Here is a 19031-nt window from a genome sequence, read left to right on the forward strand (position 1 = left end):
GCTGTCCGGCGGACGTGCGATCCCCGTTTCCGGAACGACTCCTGACGGGACTCCCGCCGTAACCGGCCCTTCCTAGCGTCCTGCTCGTCACACCGACGAGGAGGAGCCGCCGTGAGTACGCTGGCCAGCACGACAACAGTCACCGCCGAACCGGCGACCACCGCCGGGGGCAGGCACCGGATCTCCGACTGGCGCCCCGAGGACCCCACCTTCTGGCGTACGACCGGCGCGCGGATCGCCCGGCGTAACCTCTGGGTCTCGATCTTCGCCGAGCATGTCGGGTTCTCCGTGTGGAGCCTGTGGTCCGTCACGGTGCTCTTCCTGGGGCCCGCGTACGGCATCGACCCGGCGGGCAAGTTCCTGCTCACCGCCGTGCCGGCCGCGCTCGGGGCGGTGCTGCGGCTGCCGTACACCCTCGCCGTGGCGCGCTTCGGCGGACGGAACTGGACCATCGTCAGCGCCCTGATGCTGCTGGTGCCGGCGGTGCCGATGACGATCCTGCTGGAACCGGGCGTGTCGTACACCACGCTGATGGTGCTGGCCTGCCTGACCGGCGTGGGCGGTGGCAACTTCGCCTCCTCCATGGCCAACATCAACCTCTTCTTCCCGGAGCGGCTCAAGGGCCGGGCGCTGGGGCTCAACGCGGGCGGCGGCAACCTGGGCGTACCGGCGGTGCAGCTCGTCGGACTGGCGGTGCTCGCCACCGCCGGGGCCGCGTACCCCCGGTTGGTGCCGGCGGTCTACCTGCCGCTGATCGTGCTGGCCGCGCTGGCCTCGGCGCGCTGGCTGGACAACCTCCCCAACGCCCGCAACGAGCCGGGCGCGCTGCGCGAGGCCGCCCGCGAGCCGCACACCTGGGTGATGTCGCTGCTGTACATCGGCACCTTCGGCTCGTTCATCGGGTTCGGCTTCGCCTTCGGGCAGGTGCTCCAGCTCCAGTTCGCCGACCGCTTCCCGACCCCCGTCGACGCCGCCTGGCTGACCTTCCTCGGCCCGCTGATCGGCTCGCTGATCCGGCCGGTCGGCGGTCAGCTCGCCGACCGGCTCGGCGGGGCCCGGGTGACCTTCTGGAACTTCGTCGGCATGGCGATCGGCGCCAGCCTGGTGCTGTACGCGGCGCGGGAGCAGTCCTTCCCGCTCTACCTGACCGGGTTCATGTCGCTCTTCGTCTTCTCCGGGATCGGCAACGGGTCCACCTACAAGATGATCCCGGCGATCTTCCGGGCCCGGGCGGTCACCGAGGGGGAACTGACCGGTGACCCGGAGGCCGCCGAGCGGCGGGCCCGCCGGCTCTCCGGCTCGCTGATCGGCATCGCCGGGGCGGTCGGGGCGGTCGGCGGGGTGCTGGTCAACGTGGCCTTCCGGCAGTCGTTCCTGACCTCCGGCAACGCCGACGCCGCCTACGTCGCGTTCATCGGTTGGTACGCGCTCTGCTTCGGCCTCACCTGGGCGGTGTACCTGCGGCCGGGGCAGCGCCGGCTGACCGGCGTGTGATCTGGCTCATCGTCCCGCCGCAGGCCACGCTGGGTGACCCCCCGTTTTGACCTGCCGGCGGGGCGGCGGGTATCGTTGCCTGCTGTTGTACGACATTCAGAGGCGTGCCGCATCAGGTACGCTTGGTCGTTCGTGCGCGCCTGGTCACCTCGGCGCGCGACCCCAGACCGACGACGAGACAAGGTAGACCTGTGCGTACGTACAGCCCGAAGCCGGGTGAGATCGAGCGTCAGTGGCACGTTATCGACGCCTCTGATGTCGTGCTGGGCCGCCTCGCGACCCACGCCGCCACGCTGCTGCGTGGTAAGCACAAGCCGACTTTCGCGCCGCACGTCGACACGGGCGACTTCGTCGTCATCGTGAACGCGGGCAAGGTCGCGCTGACCGGCAACAAGCGCCAGCAGAAGATCGCCTACCGCCACTCCGGTTACCCGGGTGGTCTGAAGCGGGTCGGCTACGACGAGCTGCTGACCAAGCGCCCCGAGCGGGCCATCGAGCTGGCCGTGAAGGGCATGCTCCCGCACAACAAGCTCGGCCGTCAGCTGATCAAGAAGCTGAAGGTCTACGCCGGTGCCGAGCACCCGCACGGCGCGCAGCAGCCGGTGCCGTTCGAGATCAAGCAGATCGCGCAGTGAGCGCGGGCGAAGGAAACAGCATGACCGACATCACCGAGACCGAGGTCGCCCCCGAGGCCACCGAGGCGCCGGCGCCCGTCGCCCGCGCGCCTCGTGGTGACCGGCCGATCCAGACCGTGGGCCGCCGCAAGGAGGCCATCGTCCGGGTCCGCATCGTCCCCGGCAGCGGCAAGATCACCTGCAACGGCCGTGACCTCGAGGCCTACTTCCCGAGCAAGGTGCACCAGCAGCTCATCAAGGACCCGCTGGTCACCGCCGAGAAGCCCGAGGCGTTCGACGTCATCGCCAACCTGCGTGGCGGCGGCACCACCGGCCAGGCCGGCGCGCTGCGGCTCGCCATCGCCCGGGCGCTCATCGTGAGCGAGCCGGACGACCGCCCGGCCCTGAAGAAGGCCGGCTTCCTGACCCGTGACGCGCGGGTCAAGGAGAGCAAGAAGTACGGCCTCAAGAAGGCCCGTAAGGCTCCTCAGTACTCGAAGCGCTGACCTTCAGCGACACGTTGTACTTCTGACGAACGGCCGGGTCCGCCTCCCCTCGACGGGAGGTGGCCCGGCCGTTCGTTGTTTCCCTGGGACCGTTTCATCGGAGGTTGGCGGGTATGGGCCGGTTGTTCGGCACGGACGGCGTACGCGGGCGGGCGAACGCGGATCTCACCCCCGAGCTGGCGCTCGCGGTGGCGGTGGCCGCCGCGCACACGCTCGCCGAGTCGGACAAGAGCCATCCCCCGCTGGCCGTGGTCGGCCGGGACACCCGGGCCAGCGGCGAGATGCTGGAGGCGGCCGTGGTCGCCGGGCTCACCAGCGCCGGGGCCAACGTGGTCCGGGTCGGGGTGCTGCCCACCCCGGCGGTGGCGTTCCTCACCGCCGAGGCCAAGGCCGACCTGGGCGTCATGCTCTCCGCCTCGCACAACCCGATGCCCGACAACGGCATCAAGCTCTTCGCCGCCGGTGGCCACAAGCTGCCCGACGAGATCGAGATGCGGATCGAGGCGGCCGTCGAGGCGAACGCCACCACCGCCTGGGACCGTCCGATCGGCGCCGGTGTCGGCCGCGTCCACGACCTGCTCGACGGCGCGGACCACTACGTGCAGCACCTCGTCGGCACCGTCGGGCACCGGCTGGACGGGATCAAGGTCGTGGTCGACTGCGCCAACGGCGCGGCGGCCGAGGTGGCCCCGGTGGCGTACCGGGAGGCGGGCGCCGAGGTGATCGCCATCTACGCCGAGCCGGACGGGCTCAACATCAACGACGACTGCGGCTCCAACCACATCGACGCGCTGCGCGCCGCCGTGGTCGAGCACGGCGCCCACCTGGGCATCGCGCACGACGGCGATGCCGACCGGTGCGTCGCGGTCACCGCCGACGGCGACGAGGTCGACGGCGACCAGGTGATGGCGATCCTCGCCCTCGCCATGCGGGAGGCCGGCACGCTCACCCAGGACACCCTGGTGGCGACCGTGATGAGCAACCTCGGCCTGCGGCTGGCGATGTCCGCGCAGGGCATCCGGCTGATCGAGACCAAGGTCGGCGACCGGTACGTCCTGGAGGAGCTGCGCGGCTCCGGCCTCGCCCTCGGCGGCGAGCAGAGCGGCCACATCGTCATGCCGGCGCACGCGACCACCGGCGACGGGGTGCTCACCGGGCTGCACCTGATGGCGCGGATGGCGCACACCGGCAAGTCGCTGGCCGAGCTGGCCTCGGTGGTCACCAAGCTGCCCCAGGTGCTGATCAACGTGCCGGTCGGCGACCGTACCGTCGGCGCGGCCGCCCCCGCCGTCCGCGCCGAGGTCGAGCGGGCCGAGGCCGAACTGGGCGAGACCGGCCGGGTGCTGCTGCGTCCCTCCGGCACCGAGCCGCTGGTACGGGTGATGGTCGAGGCCGCCACCGAGCCGACCGCCCGGTCGGTGGCCGAGCGGATCGCCGAGCAGGTCCGGGCGGCGAGCCCCACCGCCTGACCCGTTCGCCGCAGCGTCACGGACAAGGACGAGGAGAGTCGTTGAGCCGGACCGTGCCTGTCGGGTTCGGCGATCGCAGCGTATGGGCCTGGGACGTCAGCCTCTCCATCCTGTTGGCGCAGACCGTTCAGGTCGGTGAGGAGGCGCCGGAACCGGGCCGTGCCCCCTGGCTCGCGCCCACGCTGTTCGAGCTGCGCCGTCACGCCGTGCTCGGAGCCGACGCCTACTTCGACCTGGACCTCGGCCTCGACGCCGCGCAACGGGAGCAACTGCTGGAGATGGTCGCCGAAGCCAGCCGGCGACTGCGCGAACGTGGCCCGGTGACCCGCGACGAGGCGACGCGGTGGCGAGTCCTCGGTGAGGACACCGTGCTGTGGCGGGGCGCCGACGACCTGGACACCACGCCGGTCGCAGACCTCGGGCAGGCCCTGATCGACCTCGTCCACGGCGACCTGCCACTCGCGCCACCGGGCACTCGTTGGTGCTTCGGGGTCGAGGGTGGGCCGAGGACGATCCCTCCCGTCGCGCGGAACGGGAGTTAGGCGGAACGGCCGTGCAGGCCGGCGATCGGCCGTAGTCCAGGGCGGTCGCCGGGACTCAGCTCGCGGGCAGCCGGCGCAGCCGGGTGACCGCCTCGGACAGCACCTCGGGCCGCTTGCAGAAGGCGAACCGGACCAGCCGCCGGCCGGCCTCCGGATCGTCGTAGAAGACCTGGGTGGGGACGGCGACCACGCCGCAGCGCTCCGGCAGCGACCGACAGAAGTCCACCCCGTCGCGGCCGCCGAGCGCGCTCACGTCGGCGGTGACGAAGTACGTCCCCTCCGGGCTGAGCACGTCGAAGCCCGCGTCGGTCAGGCCCGCCATCAGCAGGTCCCGCCGCCGTTGCAGGTCGTCCCGGAATTCGGTGAAGTAGCTGTCCGGCAGGGCCAGCGCCACGGCGACCGCCGGTTGCAGCGGAGCGGCGTTGACGAAGGTGAGGAACTGCTTGACCCGCAGCACCGCCGACACCAGGGGCGCCGGGCCGCTCACCCAACCCACCTTCCAGCCGGTGCAGGAGAACGTCTTGCCGGCCGACGAGATGCGCAGCGTCCGCTCCCGCATCCCGGGCAGCGTCGCCAGGGGCACGTGCCCGCTGGCGGCGTCGGTGAAGACCAGGTGCTCGTAGACCTCGTCGGTGACCGCGTACACGTCGTGCTCGCGGCAGAGGTCGGCCACCAGGGCCAGCTCGTCGGGGGTGAAGACCTTGCCGGTCGGGTTGTGCGGGGAGTTGAACAGGACCAGCCGGGTCCGCGGCCCGAACGCGGCGCGCAGCTCCGCCGGGTCGAAGGAGTACCGGCCGTCGTCCCGGCCGGCGCGGCCGGCCAGCCGGTCATCGGCGTGGGCTGCGCCGGGGCGCAATGTCACGGGCCGCCGTACCGCGCCGGCCAGCGCGATCGACGCGGCGTACGAGTCGTAGTACGGCTCGAAGCAGACCACCTCGTCGCCCGGCTCGCAGAGGGCGAGGATGCTGGCGGCGATGGCCTCGGTGGCGCCTGCCGTGACGACGATCTCGCCGTCCGGGTCGTACGCCAGGGCGTGGAAGCGACGCTGGTGGTCCGCGATCGCGCGGCGCAGCGCGGGGATGCCCGGGCCCGGCGGGTACTGGTTCTGCCCGGTGCGCAGCGCCTCCGCCGCGGCGGCCAGCATCTCCGGTGGGCCGTCGCTGTCCGGGAAGCCCTGCCCGAGGTTCACCGCGCCGGTGCGGACCGCGAGCGCTGACATCTCGGCGAAGATCGTTGTCCCGAAGGGACGCATCCGGGCGACGAGAGGATCGACGTCGGGAGTTGTCGTCACGGTGGCCAGCCTACGGCCCGGCCCGGCCCGGTCACCTCCCCGTGCAGGTCACCTGGTACCCCATCGCATGCTCGTCGGTCACCGGCCGGTGGTCGCCGACCCGTACCGAGCAGGCGATCGGGGTGTCGTCGCCGGTGCTGTAGGCCATCACCATCACCCGGCTCGGATCGTCGGTGCGGATCTTCTCGCGCCAGGGCAGCCGCACCCCCTCCAGACGGATGAACTCGCCGTTGGCGTCGTAGTACCGGATGTCTCCCCGGCCCTTCCCGGTCACCTCGTACGTCACGCTGATCCGGCCGCGACCGCTGGACGGGGTGGCGGCGGCGGTCGCCGGCTCGCTGGGCGTGGGCGGGGTCCAGGTCGGGGCGGGGGTGTCCTCCTCGTCGTCGTGGTACGGATCGTCGTAGTAGGGGTCCTCGGCGACCGGCCCCGGGCCCGTGTCGTACCGCCCGATCAGCGCGCTGCCCACTCCCAGGCAGCCGCAGACGCCGAGGACGAGCACGGCGACGACCGCGATGACGATGCCGACCACCTGCCGCCCGCCGACCGAGGAGCCGCCGGACGGGTGGCCGGGGTGGGCGTACGGCGGTGGGTACGCCGATGGCGGCCAGCCGGTCGACGTGGCCCCGGTGGACCCGGCGGGGGTGCCGTACGGGCCGGCCGGGTCGCCGTAGGGCCCGGTGGCGTACGGGCCGGTGGGTGGTCCTTGCGGACCGGTCGGGAGGCCGGGCGGGGTGGCGGGAAGGCCGGGCGGCGTGGACACACTCGGTCGTGGCGCGGACGGGGTCCCGGAGGCTTCAACGGCCCCGCTGGTCGCGCCGGGAGAGTGGGTTGGGGCCGCCCCGGTGCCGGCGGCCGGCGGGGGGCCGGACGGCGTGGTGGGGGGAGCCCAGCGGGCCGGGTCGGCCGGTTCGGCGGGCGTGGGGGAGGTCCACGGCTCCGGCGCGGTCCAGGGCTGCGGGGCCGCGAGGGGGTCCGGCGGCGCCCACTGGTGCGTGGTGGGCGGCGCGGCGGTGGGGTCGGCCGGAGCAGCGCCGGGGCCGTTGGTCGACTCCGCGGCGGACGGGTCGGGGGAGGGCGGCCCGGCGGGCGGGGACGCGTCGGACATGACTGCTCCGGGACGGGAGGGGGAATGGGGCGACGGGGCAGTCCCAGGGACGTGCCGGATCCGCCGAGAGACTGTCGTACCGAAAGCGGGCCCGCAACCCCGTTGCCCCGCGCGGCGGGCCGCAGCGCGTGGACGATTGTCCGGGTGCCGGCCCCGGCTGGCCGATCGCTCAAATTCAGTGATTGTTTACCGGGCTTCCGCGCACGCGAGATGAGCGAAACTGGGTTAGGCTGCGGACCATGTGTGGAATCGTGGGTTACGCCGGCTCGCGCCCGGCGCTCGGCATCGTGCTCGACGGACTGCGGCGGCTGGAGTACCGCGGCTACGACTCGGCCGGCGTGGCCATCGTCTGCGACGACGAACTGCTGACCGAGAAGAAGGCCGGCAAGCTGGCCAACCTGGAGAAGGTGCTGTCCGAGCGGGCCGCTGCCGATCCCACCTCCTGTGCCGCCAGCCCGATCGGCATCGGTGACGGCACCACCGGCATCGGCCACACCCGCTGGGCCACCCACGGCGGCCCGACCGACCGCAACGCCCACCCGCACCAGTCGCCCGACGGCCGGGTCGCGGTGATCCACAACGGCATCATCGAGAACTTCGCGAAGCTCCGCGCCGAGTTGGAGGCCGACGGCGTCCAGTTCACCAGCGACACCGACACCGAGTGCGCCGCCCACCTGCTCGCCAACGCCCTGGCCGAGCTGCGCGCGGCGGGCGAGGCAGACAGCCCGCAGCTGCTCGCCTCGGCCATGCGGGTGGTCTGCCGGCGGCTGGAGGGCGCGTTCACGCTGCTCGCCGTCGACGCCGGCATCCCGGGCGCGGTGGTCGGCGCCCGGCGCAACTCGCCGCTGGTCGTCGGGCGGGGCGAGGGGGAGAACTACCTCGCCAGTGACGTGGCCGCGTTCATCGAGCACACCCGTGAGGCGGTCGAGCTGGGCCAGGACCAGATCGTGCTGATCACCGGAGAGAGCATCGAGATCACCGACTTCGACGGCCAGCCCGCCGCCGGCAAGGACTTCCACATCGACTGGGACTCCTCCGCCGCGGAGAAGGGCGGCTACGACTGGTTCATGCTCAAGGAGATCGAGGAGCAGCCGCAGGCGATCGCCGACACGCTGCTCGGCCGGCTCACCGAGACCGGTGAGATCGCCCTCGACGAGGTTCGCCTCAGCGACCAGGACCTGCGCGACGTCGACAAGATCTTCATCGTGGCCTGCGGCACCGCGTACCACTCCGGTCTGGTCGCCAAGTACGCCATCGAACACTGGACCCGCATCCCCTGCGAGGTCGAGCTGGCCAGCGAGTTCCGCTACCGCGACCCGGTGCTCGACCGTTCCACGCTGATCGTGGTGATCTCGCAGTCCGGCGAGACGATGGACACCCTGATGGCGCTGCGCCACGCCAAGGAGCAGAAGGCCCGGGTGCTGGCCATCTGCAACACCAACGGCTCCACCATCCCGCGTGAGTCCGACGCGGTGCTCTACACCCACGGCGGGCCGGAGATCGCGGTCGCCTCGACCAAGGCGTTCCTCACCCAGCTCGTCGCCTGCTACCTGATCGGCCTGCACCTGGCCCAGGTGCGCGGCATCAAGTTCGCCGACGAGGTGGGTGCGGTGGTCGCCCAGCTCCAGGAGATGCCGGGCAAGCTGCGCGACCTGCTGGCCCGGATCGAGCCGGTGCGCGAGCTGGCCCGGGAGCTGAAGTCCGAGCCGACGGTGCTCTTCATCGGCCGGCACGTGGGCTACCCGGTGGCCCTGGAGGGCGCGCTGAAGCTCAAGGAGCTGGCGTACATGCACGCCGAGGGCTTCGCCGCGGGTGAGCTGAAGCACGGCCCGATCGCGCTGATCGACAAGGGCACCCCGGTGATCTGCGTGGTGCCGTCGCCGGTGGGTCGGGGCATGCTGCACGACAAGGTCGTCTCCAACATCCAGGAGGTCCGCGCCCGGGGCGCCCGGACCATCGTGATCGCGGAGGAGGGCGACGAGGCGGTGGTCCGCTACGCCGACCACCTGATCTACGTGCCGCGGACGCCGACGCTGCTCGCCCCGCTGGTGACCACCGTGCCGCTCCAGGTGCTCGCCGCCGAGATCGCGGCCGCCCGCGGGCACGACGTGGACCAGCCGCGCAACCTGGCGAAGTCGGTCACCGTCGAGTAGCCCGGCCGCGACGTCCACCGGGCCCCGCCCGCCGTACCCACGGCCGGCGGGGCCCGACCGTCTCCCCGGTGGTGCGGTCACGGGGTCACCGGCCGGCCGAGCACGATCCGGGCCATGCCGTCGAGGGCCGGATTGTCGGGCTCCCAGTAGCCGGTGTGGCCGTACCGGGCGCTGGGGAAGGTGCGGCCGCCGAAACCGGGATCGACCGGGTCGTGGCCGAACCACAGCTCGTGGTCGTCGGGACGCAGCAGCGAGACCGCCGTGGCCAGCGGTGACGTGGCGAGCGCCGCCCGGCCGGTGAGCTGCGCCGGCGGCTCCACCCACCGGATCACGTCGTCCGCCGCGGTGCTCGCCCAGACCTGCCCGGACGGCAGGCGCAGCGCCTCCGCCCGGTCCACCCCGACGCCGGGGGACCCGACGAAGACCAGCGCGTCGGCGGCCAACCCGTGGTCGCGGGCGGCGTTGCCCACCACCACCGAGCCGTAGCTGTGCCCGAGGACGGTCTGCCGGGCCGGTGGCCCCTCGTGGGTGGCCCGCAGCCCCTCCTGGAAGTGGTGCAGCGCCGGGCCGGCGTCCCGCGCCTGGGCCGGCCAGGCCGCCTCGTGCAGGAAGTCCGGCGCGTCGTAGTCCAGCCAGAGCACCGCTGCGGTCTCCTCGTCGGGGGCGACGCCGGCGCACCGGGCGAGCACCCGCGCGGCCCGGCTCAGCTCACCCGGGGCGTCGGCGAGGTCGGCGGTCATCCCCGGCACGTACGTCAGCACCTGCGCCGAGCGGTCCGGGTTGCCCAGCGCGACGATCGCCCGCCCGTCCCCGCGCTCGTCCAGCCCCAGCAGGTACGCCCGGGGCGGCCCCGCCACCGCCAACCGCCCGGCCAGCCCGTCCAGTCCGGCCAGCGCAGCCTCGACCCGGCGCCGCGCGGCCCGATCGCCCGGCCCGGCCGAGAGTTCCCGCAGGTCGGCCGAGAGGGCGTCCCGACGGTCGGCGAGCAGCAGCCGGTTGGCCTGGTCGCGGGCGGTGACCGGCACGCCGTCCAGGCGACCGACCCGGCCCGGCTCGTGCAGCACCAGCCACCGCCGCTGGGCCGGGGTGAGGCCGGCCCACCAGGCGCGGACCAGCGCGGGAGCGGCATCGGCCGCCGGTCGCCCGGGTGGTGGCGGGGCAACCCAGCCGGTACGGCCCGCCGCCGCCAGCTCGTCGAGGCGATCGGCGGCCTCCCGGTCGGCGGCGTCGGCCAGCGCGAGCGCCTCCCGAACGACGGCGGCCACCCGCGCCACCTCCGCCGGCCCGCCCGTGCCCGGCGGCCGGGTCGGCACGCCCGACGGGAAGCCGCCCGCCTCCGGACCGGTCCACCTCGGGCGGGCCGGGACGGGGGCGGCGCTCGCCACGCCGTCCCGGTCGATCTGCACCCCGCTGCGGTCCGCCAGCGCCACCGCCGCGGCCAGCCGGGCCTTCGCCGCCCGCAGCCGGCCCGCGAACTCGGCGAGCACCTGGTCCGCCTCGATGAGCACCGGCAGCAGGCCGCCCAGCTCGGCGCGCAGCCCGCCGAGCCGCGCACCGGCCGCGCCGGCCGCCCCACCCGACCAGCCGGTACGCAACGTGCCCACGCCTGCCGCGAGCCCTCGACGGCGACGCCGCACCGGGTCGGCCAGCCCACGCCAGGCCACTCCAGCACTGCTCCAGTCCGCCGGGGCGGCCCGCCAGAGCTGCGCGTACCCGGTCACCGGGGCAGCGCGGCGAGTCGACCGGCCGCCCGGTCGTCCACCGCCTCGTAGGCGCGGACGGCGGCGCGCAGGGCGTCGGCCGTCTGCGCCACCCGACCGCCGAGCACGCCGTGCCAGGAGTGCACCGCCGACTCCAGCCGGGCCAGGGCGGCGGCGGCCCGCCACTCGGGCGCGGGCACCACCAGCCCCGGCACGCCGGCCACCCCGTGCGCCAGCGCGTACGCCTCGTCGGTGAGCCCGCCGGCCACCTCGCGCAGCACCTCCGGTCGTACCTCCAACGGCTCCACTCCGCAGGCCTCCCCGTCCGCGTGACCTCGACCGGGGTCGACGTTAGGCGGCTGCGCCGCCGGTCCGGCGGGCCTGTGGACAGCGGGCGGTGGTCGTACCCCCGGGTCGTCCACAGGCGTTGCCCGTCGTGTGGCCGGCGGCTAATCTGCGGCCCGCACCGCCGGTAGGCTGGTTCCGTGATCGTCGCGGTCGGCATCGACGTCGTGCTGGTGGACCGGTTCGCCCGAGCCGTGGCCCGCACCCCGCTGCTCGCCGACCGGCTCTTCACCGAGGCGGAGCGCTACACCGGCTCCGGCAACCCGCGCTCGACCGAGTCGATGGCCGCCCGGTTCGCGGCGAAGGAGGCGGTCGCCAAGGCGTTGGGCGCGCCCGGCGGGTTGAGCTGGCACGACTGCGAGATCGTGCCCGATCCGGACGGCCGGCCGTGGCTGACCGTCTCCGGCACCGTGGCGGCCGCCGCCACCGAGCGCGGGATCAACCGCTGGCACCTATCGCTCTCCCACGACGGCGGGATCGCCTCGGCGATGGTGGTCGCGGAACGCTGATACGGGCGGGCCGCCCGGCCCGTCCGCAGGCCGATCGACGGGACGGGTGGCATGAAACCGGTGTGGCGGGTCGCGGACGTACGCGCGGCGGAGGCGGGCCTGATGGGCACCCTGCCGCCCGGGACGCTGATGGCGCGGGCCGCCGCCGGCCTGGCCCGCCGCTGCGCGCTGCTGCTCGCCGACCGGGGCGGGGTGTACGGCGCCCACGTCCTGCTGCTGGTCGGGTCCGGCGACAACGGCGGCGACACCCTGTACGCGGGCGCGCACCTGGCCCGTCGCGGCGCCGCCGTCTCCGCGCTGCCGGTCACCCCGGGTCGGGCGCACGCCGAAGGGCTCGCCGCGCTGCGTGCCGCCGGCGGCCGGCTGGTCGACCGGCCACCGGCCGTCGTCGACCTGGTGCTGGACGGGATCGTCGGGATCGGCGGCACCGGCGGGCTGCGGGAGACCGCCGAGCAGTTGGCGGCGAGCCTGGTGCGGTACTGCGGGCGCGACGGCGACCGGGCCACCGTGGTGGCGGTGGACGTGCCGAGCGGCGTCGCGGTCGACACCGGTCACGTGCCGCTGGCCGCCTCCGGGCGGCCCGCCGCGGTCCGCGCCGACGTGACGGTCGCCTTCGGCGCGTGGAAACCGGCGCTGGTGGTGGGCCCGGCCGCCCCGCTCGCCGGGCAGGTCGAGCTGGTCGACATCGGGCTCGGGCCGTGGCTGCGCGGCACCCCCGCGCTGCACGTCACCGAGTGGTCGGACGTGGTCGACTGGTGGCCGCGACTCGGCCCGTCCTCGGAGAAGTACAGCCGGGGCGTGGTCGGGGTGGCCACCGGCTCACGGACGTACCCGGGGGCGGCCGTGCTCTCGGTGGGCGGCGCGCTCGCCGGCCCGACCGGCCTGGTCCGGTACGCCGGGGGCGCGCGCTCCGACGTGGTCCGCCGGCACCCGTCGGTGATCGCCACCGACCGGGTCGCCGGCGCCGGACGGGTCCAGGCCTGGGTGTGCGGCTCCGGCCTCGGCACCGGCGAGCAGGCCGCCGCCGAGCTGCGGGCGGTGCTGGCCGCCCCGGTGCCGGTGGTGCTCGACGCCGACGCGCTCACCCTGCTGGTGGACGGCTCGCTCGCCGACCGGCTGCGCGACCGGGACGCCCCGATCGTGGTCACCCCGCACGACCGCGAGTTCACCCGGCTCTGCGGCGAGGAGCCGGGCGCCGACCGGGTCGCCGCCGTGCTGCGGCTGGCGGCCTGGATGAACGCGACGGTCCTGCTCAAGGGGGACCGCACGGTGGTCGGCACGCCGGACGGTCGGGCGTACGTCAACCCCACCGGCAGCCCCGCGCTGGCCACCGGGGGCACCGGCGACGTGCTGGCCGGGCTGCTCGGCTCGCTGCTCGCCGCCGGGCTGGCCCCGGAGCGGGCGGCGGCCACCGCCGCGTACCTGCACGGGCTGGCCGGTCGGGAGGCGGCCCGGCGCGGCCCGGTGACCGCGCCGGACGTGGCGGCCGCGCTGCGCCCGGTCATCGCGCCGCTGCTGGATTGAACCGCCCCGCCGCCCGGGGCCGTACTCCCCGGCGTGCGGCGCGTCGCCGGACGCTGCCGGCCGCACGTGTTCCACGAGGAGGAACCATGCGCAAGGCCGTTCTGCTGGTCGTCGCCGTGGGCGGCATGCTGGCCGCCGGTACCGCCATCGCCTCGGCCAAGGACGGCCGGGACCGGGTCGCCACCCCGCCCGGCGGGCCGGCCTTCGAGCTGCGGATCGACCCGGAGCTGGACGCGCGCTTCGGCCCCCGTCCGGTGAACGCCGTGCGGGCGGCGGAGATCGTCGTCGCCCGGTTCGGGGGCCAGGTGACCCGGGCGGAGCTGGACGAGGAGGGCGGCCGGCCGATCTGGGAGATGAAACTGCGTGGGGCGCGGGTCGGCGAGGTCGACGTCGACGCGGTCGACGGGACGGTGCTCACCCGCTGAGCCGGGAGCGGGCCGGGTGATCACCGGCGCAAGTAGGCTGGGCGTATGTGGCAGTCCCAGGTGCGCGTCGATCTCGACGCGATCCGTGACAACGTGGCCCGGCTCCGGGCGGGCACCAGCGCCGAGCTGATGGCGGTGGTGAAGGGCGACGGGTACGGCCACGGCATGGTCCCCTCGGCCCGCGCCGCGCTGGACTCCGGGGCGGACTGGCTCGGTGTCTGCACCCTGGACGAGGCGTTGACCCTGCGCCGGGCGGGGATAACCGCCCCGGTGCTGGCCTGGCTGCTCGACCCGGGGCTGCCGCTGCACGAGGGGGTCGCGGCCGGGGTGGACCTCGCCGCGGCCAGCCTGCCGCAGCTCGACGAGATGGTCGAGGCGGGCCGGGTCGCGGACCGCCCGGCCCGGCTGCACCTGAAGATCGACACCGGCCTGTCCCGGGGCGGGGCGACCGTCGCCGACTGGCCGACCCTGCTGGAGGCCGCCGCGAAGGCCCAGGCCGACGGTCTGGTCGAGGTGGTCGGTGTGTGGAGCCACTTCGTGTACGCGGACTCGCCCGGCCACCCCACCACCGACCGCCAGCTCGCGGTCTTCCACGAGGGCCTGGCCATGGTCGAGCGGGCCGGGCTGCGCCCGCGCTACCGGCACCTGGCCAACTCCGCCGCCACGCTGACCCGCCCGGACACCCACTTCGACCTGGTCCGCCCCGGCATCGCCGTCTACGGGCTGTCGCCGATCGCCGGGGAGCGCTTCGGGCTGCGCCCGGCGATGACCGCCCGGGCCCGGGTCATGATCACCAAGCGGGTCCCGGCCGGCACCGGCGTCTCGTACGGGCACACCTACACCACCGAGGACGAGACGAACCTGGCCGTGGTGCCGCTCGGTTACGCCGACGGAGTGCCCCGGCACGCCTCCAACGTCGGCCCGGTGCAGCTCGCCGGTCGGCGGCGCACCATCTCCGGCCGGGTCTGCATGGACCAGTTCGTGCTGGACTGCGGCACGGACGAGGTGGCCGCCGGGGACGTGGCGACCCTCTTCGGCAGCGGCGTCGACGGCGAGCCCACCGCCGACGACTGGGCCGACGCGGTCGGCACCATCAACTACGAGATCGTCACCCGGTTCGGCGGGGTCCGGGTGCCCCGGGTCTACGACGGTGAGCGGCCGTGAACTTCCGGGTGCCCCGGCCGCGTACCGCCGCCGGGAAGGTGGCCGGTGCGTTGGCGACCGTCGGTGTCGCCGCCGCCGGCCTCGCGGCCGGTGTCGCCACCGAGCGCGCGTTGGTCCGCCGGCTCAAGGCCGACCCCACCGACCGGTACGCCGGGGAGGCCTTCGGCGAGCAGCGGTACGACGACTCGTTCCGGCTGGAGCTGGAGGACGGCACCGACATCCACGTGGAGGTGGTCGAGCCGACCCGGTCCGCGCCGGGACGCCCGACGGTGGTGCTGGTGCACGGCTTCTGCCTGGACATGGGGACGTTCCACTTCCAGCGCAAGATGCTCGCCGAGCGGGGCGAGCACCGGATCGTCGCGTACGACCAGCCGGGGCACGGCCGCTCCGGCCGGCTGGAGTCCGGCGAGTACGACCTGGAGGCGTTGGGGCATACCCTGCGCCGGGTGATCGACCGGACCACCCCGGAGGGGCCGCTGGTGCTGGTCGGCCACTCGATGGGCGGAATGACGATCATGGCCTTCGCCGAGCTGTACCCGGAGATGTTCGGCGACCGGGTGGTGGGCACCGTGCTGATGGCCACCTCGGGCGGCCTGCTCGCGGAGACCAGGCTGGTCGCGCCGGCGCTGCTGGGCCGGGTCGGCTCGCCGGTGCTCTACATGATGAGCAACGCCGCCCGGTACGGCGGCACGGCGATCGACAAGGCGCGGCAGTCCACGTCCAACGTGGCCTGGCTGCTCACCCGCAGGTACGGGTTCGGCACCCGCCGGCCCAGCCCGGCCCTGGTGTCGTACGTCGAGCGGATGAACTCCCGCACGTCGGCGGACACGGTGACCCGCTACCTGCGTACCCTCGCCAGCCACTCCCGGTTCCCGGCGCTGGCCGCGTTGAGCGGCACGCCGGTGCTGGTGGTGGTGGGGGACAAGGACATGATCACGCCGGTGACCCACTCGGAGGAGATCGTGCGCCGGCTGCCGCACGCCCGGTACGTCAAGATCAACGACAGTGGGCACGTGGTGATGCTGGAGCATGCCGACGAGGTCAACGCGGCGCTGACCGAGTTCCTGGAGGGTCTGTGAGCGCGAGCGTGACCGTCACGCTGTCGACGGTCGAGGAGACGCACGCGTTCGGCCGCCGGCTGGCCGACCTGCTGCGCGCGGGCGACCTGCTCCTGCTCACCGGCCCGCTGGGGGCCGGGAAGACCGCGCTGACCCAGGGCATCGGCGCCGGGCTGGGGGTGCTCGGCGACATCACCTCGCCGACCTTCGTGATCGCCCGGGTGCACCGGCCCGACCCGGCCCGGCGGCGGGGCGTGGCGCTGGTGCACGCCGACGCGTACCGGCTGGGTGGCGCGGCCGACCCGCGTGCCGAGATCGACGACCTCGACCTGGACGCCTCGGTGGACGACTCGGTGACCGTGGTCGAGTGGGGCGAGGGGCTGGTGGAGCAGTTGGTCGACGCCCACCTGCGGGTCCGCATCGACCGGCGCGAGGACGACACCCGGGTGGTGGGGTTGGAGCCGGTCGGGGGCGACTGGGCGAGCCGCCTGGACGCCCTGCGCTGAGCGCTGTCGTACCCGCTGCCTAGAGTGCCCGGGACGACTGCGAAAGGTTGCCGATGCCCGACGACGCCCCCACCCTCGACCTGCTGGCGCTGCTGCCGGAGGCGTGGCGTGCCGTGCTCACCCCGCACCTCGACCCGGCCCGCACCGCCGCGCTGGCCGCGTTCGTCGCCCGGGAGTACGCCACCCGGACCGTCTTCCCGCCGCTGGAGGACCTCTTCTCCGCCTACCGGCTCTGCGGGCCGGAGCAGTGCCGGGTGCTGATCCTCGGGCAGGATCCGTACCACAGGGCGGGGCAGGCGCACGGGCTGAGCTTCAGCGTGCGCGAGGGAGTGGCGGTGCCGCCGTCGCTGCGCAACGTCTTCAAGGAGCTCGGCGAGGACCTGGGCGTGCCGAAGCCGCGCAGCGGCAACCTCGACGGCTGGGCGGCGCAGGGCGTGTTGCTGCTCAACTCGGTGCTCACCGTCCGGCAGGCCACCCCGGGCTCGCACGCCAACTCCGGTTGGGAGGAGTTCACCGACGCCACCATCCGGGCCCTCGACGCCCGCGACGAGCGGGTCGTGTTCCTGCTCTGGGGCGGGTACGCCCGCAAGAAGGCCGCCCTGGTCACCAACCCGGCGCACGTGGTGCTGGAGGCCGGGCACCCGAGCCCGATGAACCCGCGCGGCTTCCTCGGCAGCCGGCCGTTCAGCGCGGCCAACAAGGCGCTCGCCGACGCGGGGCTGCCCACTGTGGACTGGGAACGCTCCGCCGGCTGACTGCGTGGGGTCACCACGGTGTGACCGTCCGATGTAGCCTGTGGCCGGCGGCATGGCGACCAGGGGAGGACGCATGGCGGCGACGGTCACCACCGAGCAGTGGAACGCGGCGCGGACGGCGCTGGCCGACCAGACCGAGCGTTTCGCCGGTCTGGTCGAGTCCTGCCGACCCGACACCATGTGCACGGCCGACTGGTCGATGGCCGACATGCTGGCGCACGTGGTCTCCCTGGCCTGGCTCTACGCGCACCTGGCCGATCCGGAGTACCCGCCGCTGCCGGTGGAGGGGTTCGACGACTACCTCCCCGGGGTCACCGTCGACACGGTCGCCGACTTCAACGACGTGATCCTCCGGCACTTCACCGAGCGTGACCCGGTCGTGCTGCTCGCCCGGCTGCGGGCCGACGTCGGGCACCTGCTGGCCAGTTGCGCCGACCGGGACGCGGAGGAGACGGTGCCCTGGCTCGGCGGGGCCCGGGTGCCGCTCGCCGGGCTCTGCGCCCACCTGGTCAACGAGCTGCTGATCCACGGCCACGACCTCGCCAGGGCCACCGGACGGCGCTGGTCGTTGCCGGGCCGCGACGCCGCCCTGTTCCTCGAACTGTTCCTGGCCGGCGTCGTGCGGCACGGTTACGGCCGGCTCCAGGACGGCGGCGCGCCGCCCAGCGACCGGCGGATCGTGGTCGAGTTCCGCAACGCGTACATCGACCCGGTCCGGCTGATGCTGCACCGGGGGCTGGTCTCGTTCGCCCCGCCGGACGCCCGGCCCGACGTCCGGGTCCACCACGACCCGGGCACTTTCAACCTGATGATGTTCGGTCGGGTCAGCCAGGCGCGGGCGGTGCTCACCGGTCGGGTGCGCGTCTCCGGGCGGCGGCCCTGGCTGCTGCCCGCCTTCCGCCGAAAGTTCCGCACCCCGAGCTGACCCGGCAACCGTGCCCCCCTCACCCCCACCCCCACCCCGCCCCCGCCCCCGCCCCGCCCCGGCGATCTTGCAGTTTGGGCCTCCGTTCTGCGGCTTTCGTCGCTTATGACGGGGCCACAAGTGCAAGATCGCGGAGGCGGGGGCGGGGCGGGGGCGGCGGGGAAGGCGGGTGGGGCGTCACCGGGGGTGACGGCAGGGGCGGCTAGGCTGGTCAATCGTGCTCGTACTGGTGGTGGACTCCTCGACGCCCGCGGTGACGGCCGCGCTGGTGGAGGTCTCGGCGGAGGGCGTCGCGTCGCGGGCGCACCGCTGCACGGTCGACGCCCGCGCCCACGGCGAACTGCTCGCTCCGCAGGTGGACGCCGTGCTCGCCGACGCCGACGCCCGGCCCCGGGACCTGACCGCGATCGTCGCCGGTCTCGGCCCCGGCCCGTTCACCGGGCTGCGGGTCGGGCTGGTCACCGCCGCCACCATGGGCCAGGTGCTCGGCATCCCCACGTACGGCGTCTGCTCGCTGGACGGCCTCGGGCATCCGGTGGCCGCCGGCGAGCCGGTCCTGGCCGCCACCGACGCCCGCCGCCGGGAGGTCTACTGGGCGGTCTACGACGGCGCGGGCCAGCGAATCGCCGGGCCGAACGTGGACGCTCCGGCGGTCGCCGCCGACCGGGCCCGCGACCTGGCCGTCACCGTCGCGGTGGGCGACGGCGCGCACCGGTACGCCGACGTCCTCGGCCTGCCGCTGCGGGCGGAGCCGCGCTACCCGGACGCGACCGCGCTGGCCGTGCTGGCCGCCGAGCGGATCCGGGCCGGTGCCCCCGGCGAGGCGCTCACCCCGCTCTACCTGCGCCGCCCGGACGCCGTGGCGGCGACCGCCCACAAGCCGGTCCTCCCGTGAGCGCGAGGAGTGAGCCGGTCCTGCGAGCCCCGCGAACCGAGGTCACGC

General features: G+C 74.5%; 19 protein-coding genes. 15 read left to right on the forward strand and 4 right to left on the reverse strand.

Annotated elements, in window-relative coordinates; genetic code table 11:
* The first annotated feature begins 111 nt into the window (after window positions 1-111).
* The 5 genes from ACPFP2_RS08875 to ACPFP2_RS08895 all read left to right on the forward strand — a co-directional run bounded on the left by ACPFP2_RS08875 (window position 112) and on the right by ACPFP2_RS08895 (window position 4625).
* Entirely contained in the window at window positions 112-1494 is a 1383-nt protein-coding gene (locus tag ACPFP2_RS08875) for an MFS transporter (RefSeq protein ID WP_424087851.1), read from the forward strand.
* A gap of 191 nt (window positions 1495-1685) precedes the next feature.
* Complete coding sequence (rplM, locus tag ACPFP2_RS08880) at window positions 1686-2129, forward strand: 50S ribosomal protein L13 (RefSeq protein WP_088976076.1); 444 nt, start codon at window positions 1686-1688, stop codon at window positions 2127-2129.
* Window positions 2130-2149: 20 nt separating this feature from the next.
* The gene (rpsI, locus tag ACPFP2_RS08885; RefSeq protein ID WP_088647409.1) at window positions 2150-2614 is read left to right on the forward strand and encodes a 30S ribosomal protein S9; all 465 of its coding nucleotides are present in this window, start codon (window positions 2150-2152) and stop codon (window positions 2612-2614) included.
* Between the two features lie 113 nt (window positions 2615-2727).
* A complete protein-coding gene (glmM, locus tag ACPFP2_RS08890; protein WP_424087854.1) occupies window positions 2728-4083 on the forward strand; it encodes a phosphoglucosamine mutase in 1356 nt (451 codons plus the stop codon).
* A gap of 41 nt (window positions 4084-4124) precedes the next feature.
* Window positions 4125-4625, forward strand: coding sequence for a hypothetical protein (locus tag ACPFP2_RS08895; RefSeq protein WP_424087856.1), 501 nt, complete (start codon window positions 4125-4127; stop codon window positions 4623-4625).
* A gap of 55 nt (window positions 4626-4680) precedes the next feature.
* On the opposite strand, the gene ACPFP2_RS08900 is transcribed toward ACPFP2_RS08895, so the two are convergent.
* Together ACPFP2_RS08900 and ACPFP2_RS08905 are read right to left on the reverse strand one after the other, a co-directional pair.
* Window positions 4681-5916 (reverse strand): pyridoxal phosphate-dependent aminotransferase, encoded by a 1236-nt coding sequence (locus ACPFP2_RS08900; protein ID WP_424087858.1) that lies wholly within the window; start codon window positions 5914-5916, stop codon window positions 4681-4683.
* Window positions 5917-5947: 31 nt separating this feature from the next.
* Window positions 5948-7024 (reverse strand): MmpS family transport accessory protein, encoded by a 1077-nt coding sequence (locus tag ACPFP2_RS08905; RefSeq protein ID WP_424087860.1) that lies wholly within the window; start codon window positions 7022-7024, stop codon window positions 5948-5950.
* 239 nt (window positions 7025-7263) lie between these two features.
* Between ACPFP2_RS08905 and glmS the strand changes: the two genes are divergently transcribed.
* Window positions 7264-9177, forward strand: a complete 1914-nt coding sequence (gene glmS, locus ACPFP2_RS08910; RefSeq protein WP_424087862.1) for a glutamine--fructose-6-phosphate transaminase (isomerizing) — start codon at window positions 7264-7266, stop codon at window positions 9175-9177.
* A 77-nt stretch (window positions 9178-9254) separates the two neighbouring features.
* On the opposite strand, the gene ACPFP2_RS08915 is transcribed toward glmS, so the two are convergent.
* Both ACPFP2_RS08915 and ACPFP2_RS08920 read right to left on the reverse strand, forming a co-directional pair.
* Window positions 9255-10898: an alpha/beta hydrolase gene (locus ACPFP2_RS08915; RefSeq protein WP_424087863.1), complete on the reverse strand. Its 1644-nt coding sequence runs from the start codon at window positions 10896-10898 to the stop codon at window positions 9255-9257.
* Window positions 10895-11176 carry a hypothetical protein gene (locus ACPFP2_RS08920; RefSeq protein ID WP_424087865.1) on the reverse strand — a complete coding sequence of 94 codons (282 nt, stop codon included), beginning with the start codon at window positions 11174-11176 and terminating at the stop codon, window positions 10895-10897. The genes ACPFP2_RS08915 and ACPFP2_RS08920 overlap by 4 nt, the downstream gene beginning before the upstream one ends.
* Window positions 11177-11362: 186 nt before the next feature.
* Here ACPFP2_RS08920 and ACPFP2_RS08925 point away from each other — a divergent pair, with 186 nt between their 5' ends.
* From ACPFP2_RS08925 to tsaB, 9 genes are all read left to right on the forward strand, one after another.
* Window positions 11363-11731 carry a holo-ACP synthase gene (locus tag ACPFP2_RS08925; protein WP_424087867.1) on the forward strand — a complete coding sequence of 123 codons (369 nt, stop codon included), beginning with the start codon at window positions 11363-11365 and terminating at the stop codon, window positions 11729-11731.
* A 51-nt stretch (window positions 11732-11782) separates the two neighbouring features.
* Window positions 11783-13255 (forward strand): NAD(P)H-hydrate dehydratase, encoded by a 1473-nt coding sequence (locus ACPFP2_RS08930; RefSeq protein WP_424087869.1) that lies wholly within the window; start codon window positions 11783-11785, stop codon window positions 13253-13255.
* A gap of 86 nt (window positions 13256-13341) precedes the next feature.
* A complete protein-coding gene (locus ACPFP2_RS08935) occupies window positions 13342-13680 on the forward strand; it encodes a PepSY domain-containing protein (protein WP_424087870.1) in 339 nt (112 codons plus the stop codon).
* Window positions 13681-13725: 45 nt separating this feature from the next.
* Window positions 13726-14844 carry an alanine racemase gene (gene alr, locus ACPFP2_RS08940; protein WP_424087872.1) on the forward strand — a complete coding sequence of 373 codons (1119 nt, stop codon included), beginning with the start codon at window positions 13726-13728 and terminating at the stop codon, window positions 14842-14844.
* Window positions 14841-15923 (forward strand): alpha/beta fold hydrolase, encoded by a 1083-nt coding sequence (locus ACPFP2_RS08945; protein ID WP_424087874.1) that lies wholly within the window; start codon window positions 14841-14843, stop codon window positions 15921-15923. Before alr ends, ACPFP2_RS08945 begins: the two co-directional genes overlap by 4 nt.
* On the forward strand, window positions 15920-16408 hold the full coding sequence (tsaE, locus tag ACPFP2_RS08950; protein WP_424087876.1) for a tRNA (adenosine(37)-N6)-threonylcarbamoyltransferase complex ATPase subunit type 1 TsaE: 489 nt from the start codon (window positions 15920-15922) through the stop codon (window positions 16406-16408). Before ACPFP2_RS08945 ends, tsaE begins: the two co-directional genes overlap by 4 nt.
* A gap of 53 nt (window positions 16409-16461) precedes the next feature.
* Complete coding sequence (gene ung / locus ACPFP2_RS08955; protein WP_424087877.1) at window positions 16462-17163, forward strand: uracil-DNA glycosylase; 702 nt, start codon at window positions 16462-16464, stop codon at window positions 17161-17163.
* Between the two features lie 73 nt (window positions 17164-17236).
* Complete coding sequence (locus ACPFP2_RS08960) at window positions 17237-18088, forward strand: maleylpyruvate isomerase family mycothiol-dependent enzyme (RefSeq protein WP_424087878.1); 852 nt, start codon at window positions 17237-17239, stop codon at window positions 18086-18088.
* A gap of 217 nt (window positions 18089-18305) precedes the next feature.
* The gene (gene tsaB / locus ACPFP2_RS08965; protein ID WP_424087880.1) at window positions 18306-18983 is read left to right on the forward strand and encodes a tRNA (adenosine(37)-N6)-threonylcarbamoyltransferase complex dimerization subunit type 1 TsaB; all 678 of its coding nucleotides are present in this window, start codon (window positions 18306-18308) and stop codon (window positions 18981-18983) included.
* Window positions 18984-19031: the final 48 nt, after the last annotated feature.

The sequence above is a fragment of the Micromonospora citrea genome (assembly GCF_049629545.1).
Lineage (GTDB): Bacteria > Actinomycetota > Actinomycetes > Mycobacteriales > Micromonosporaceae > Micromonospora > Micromonospora citrea_A.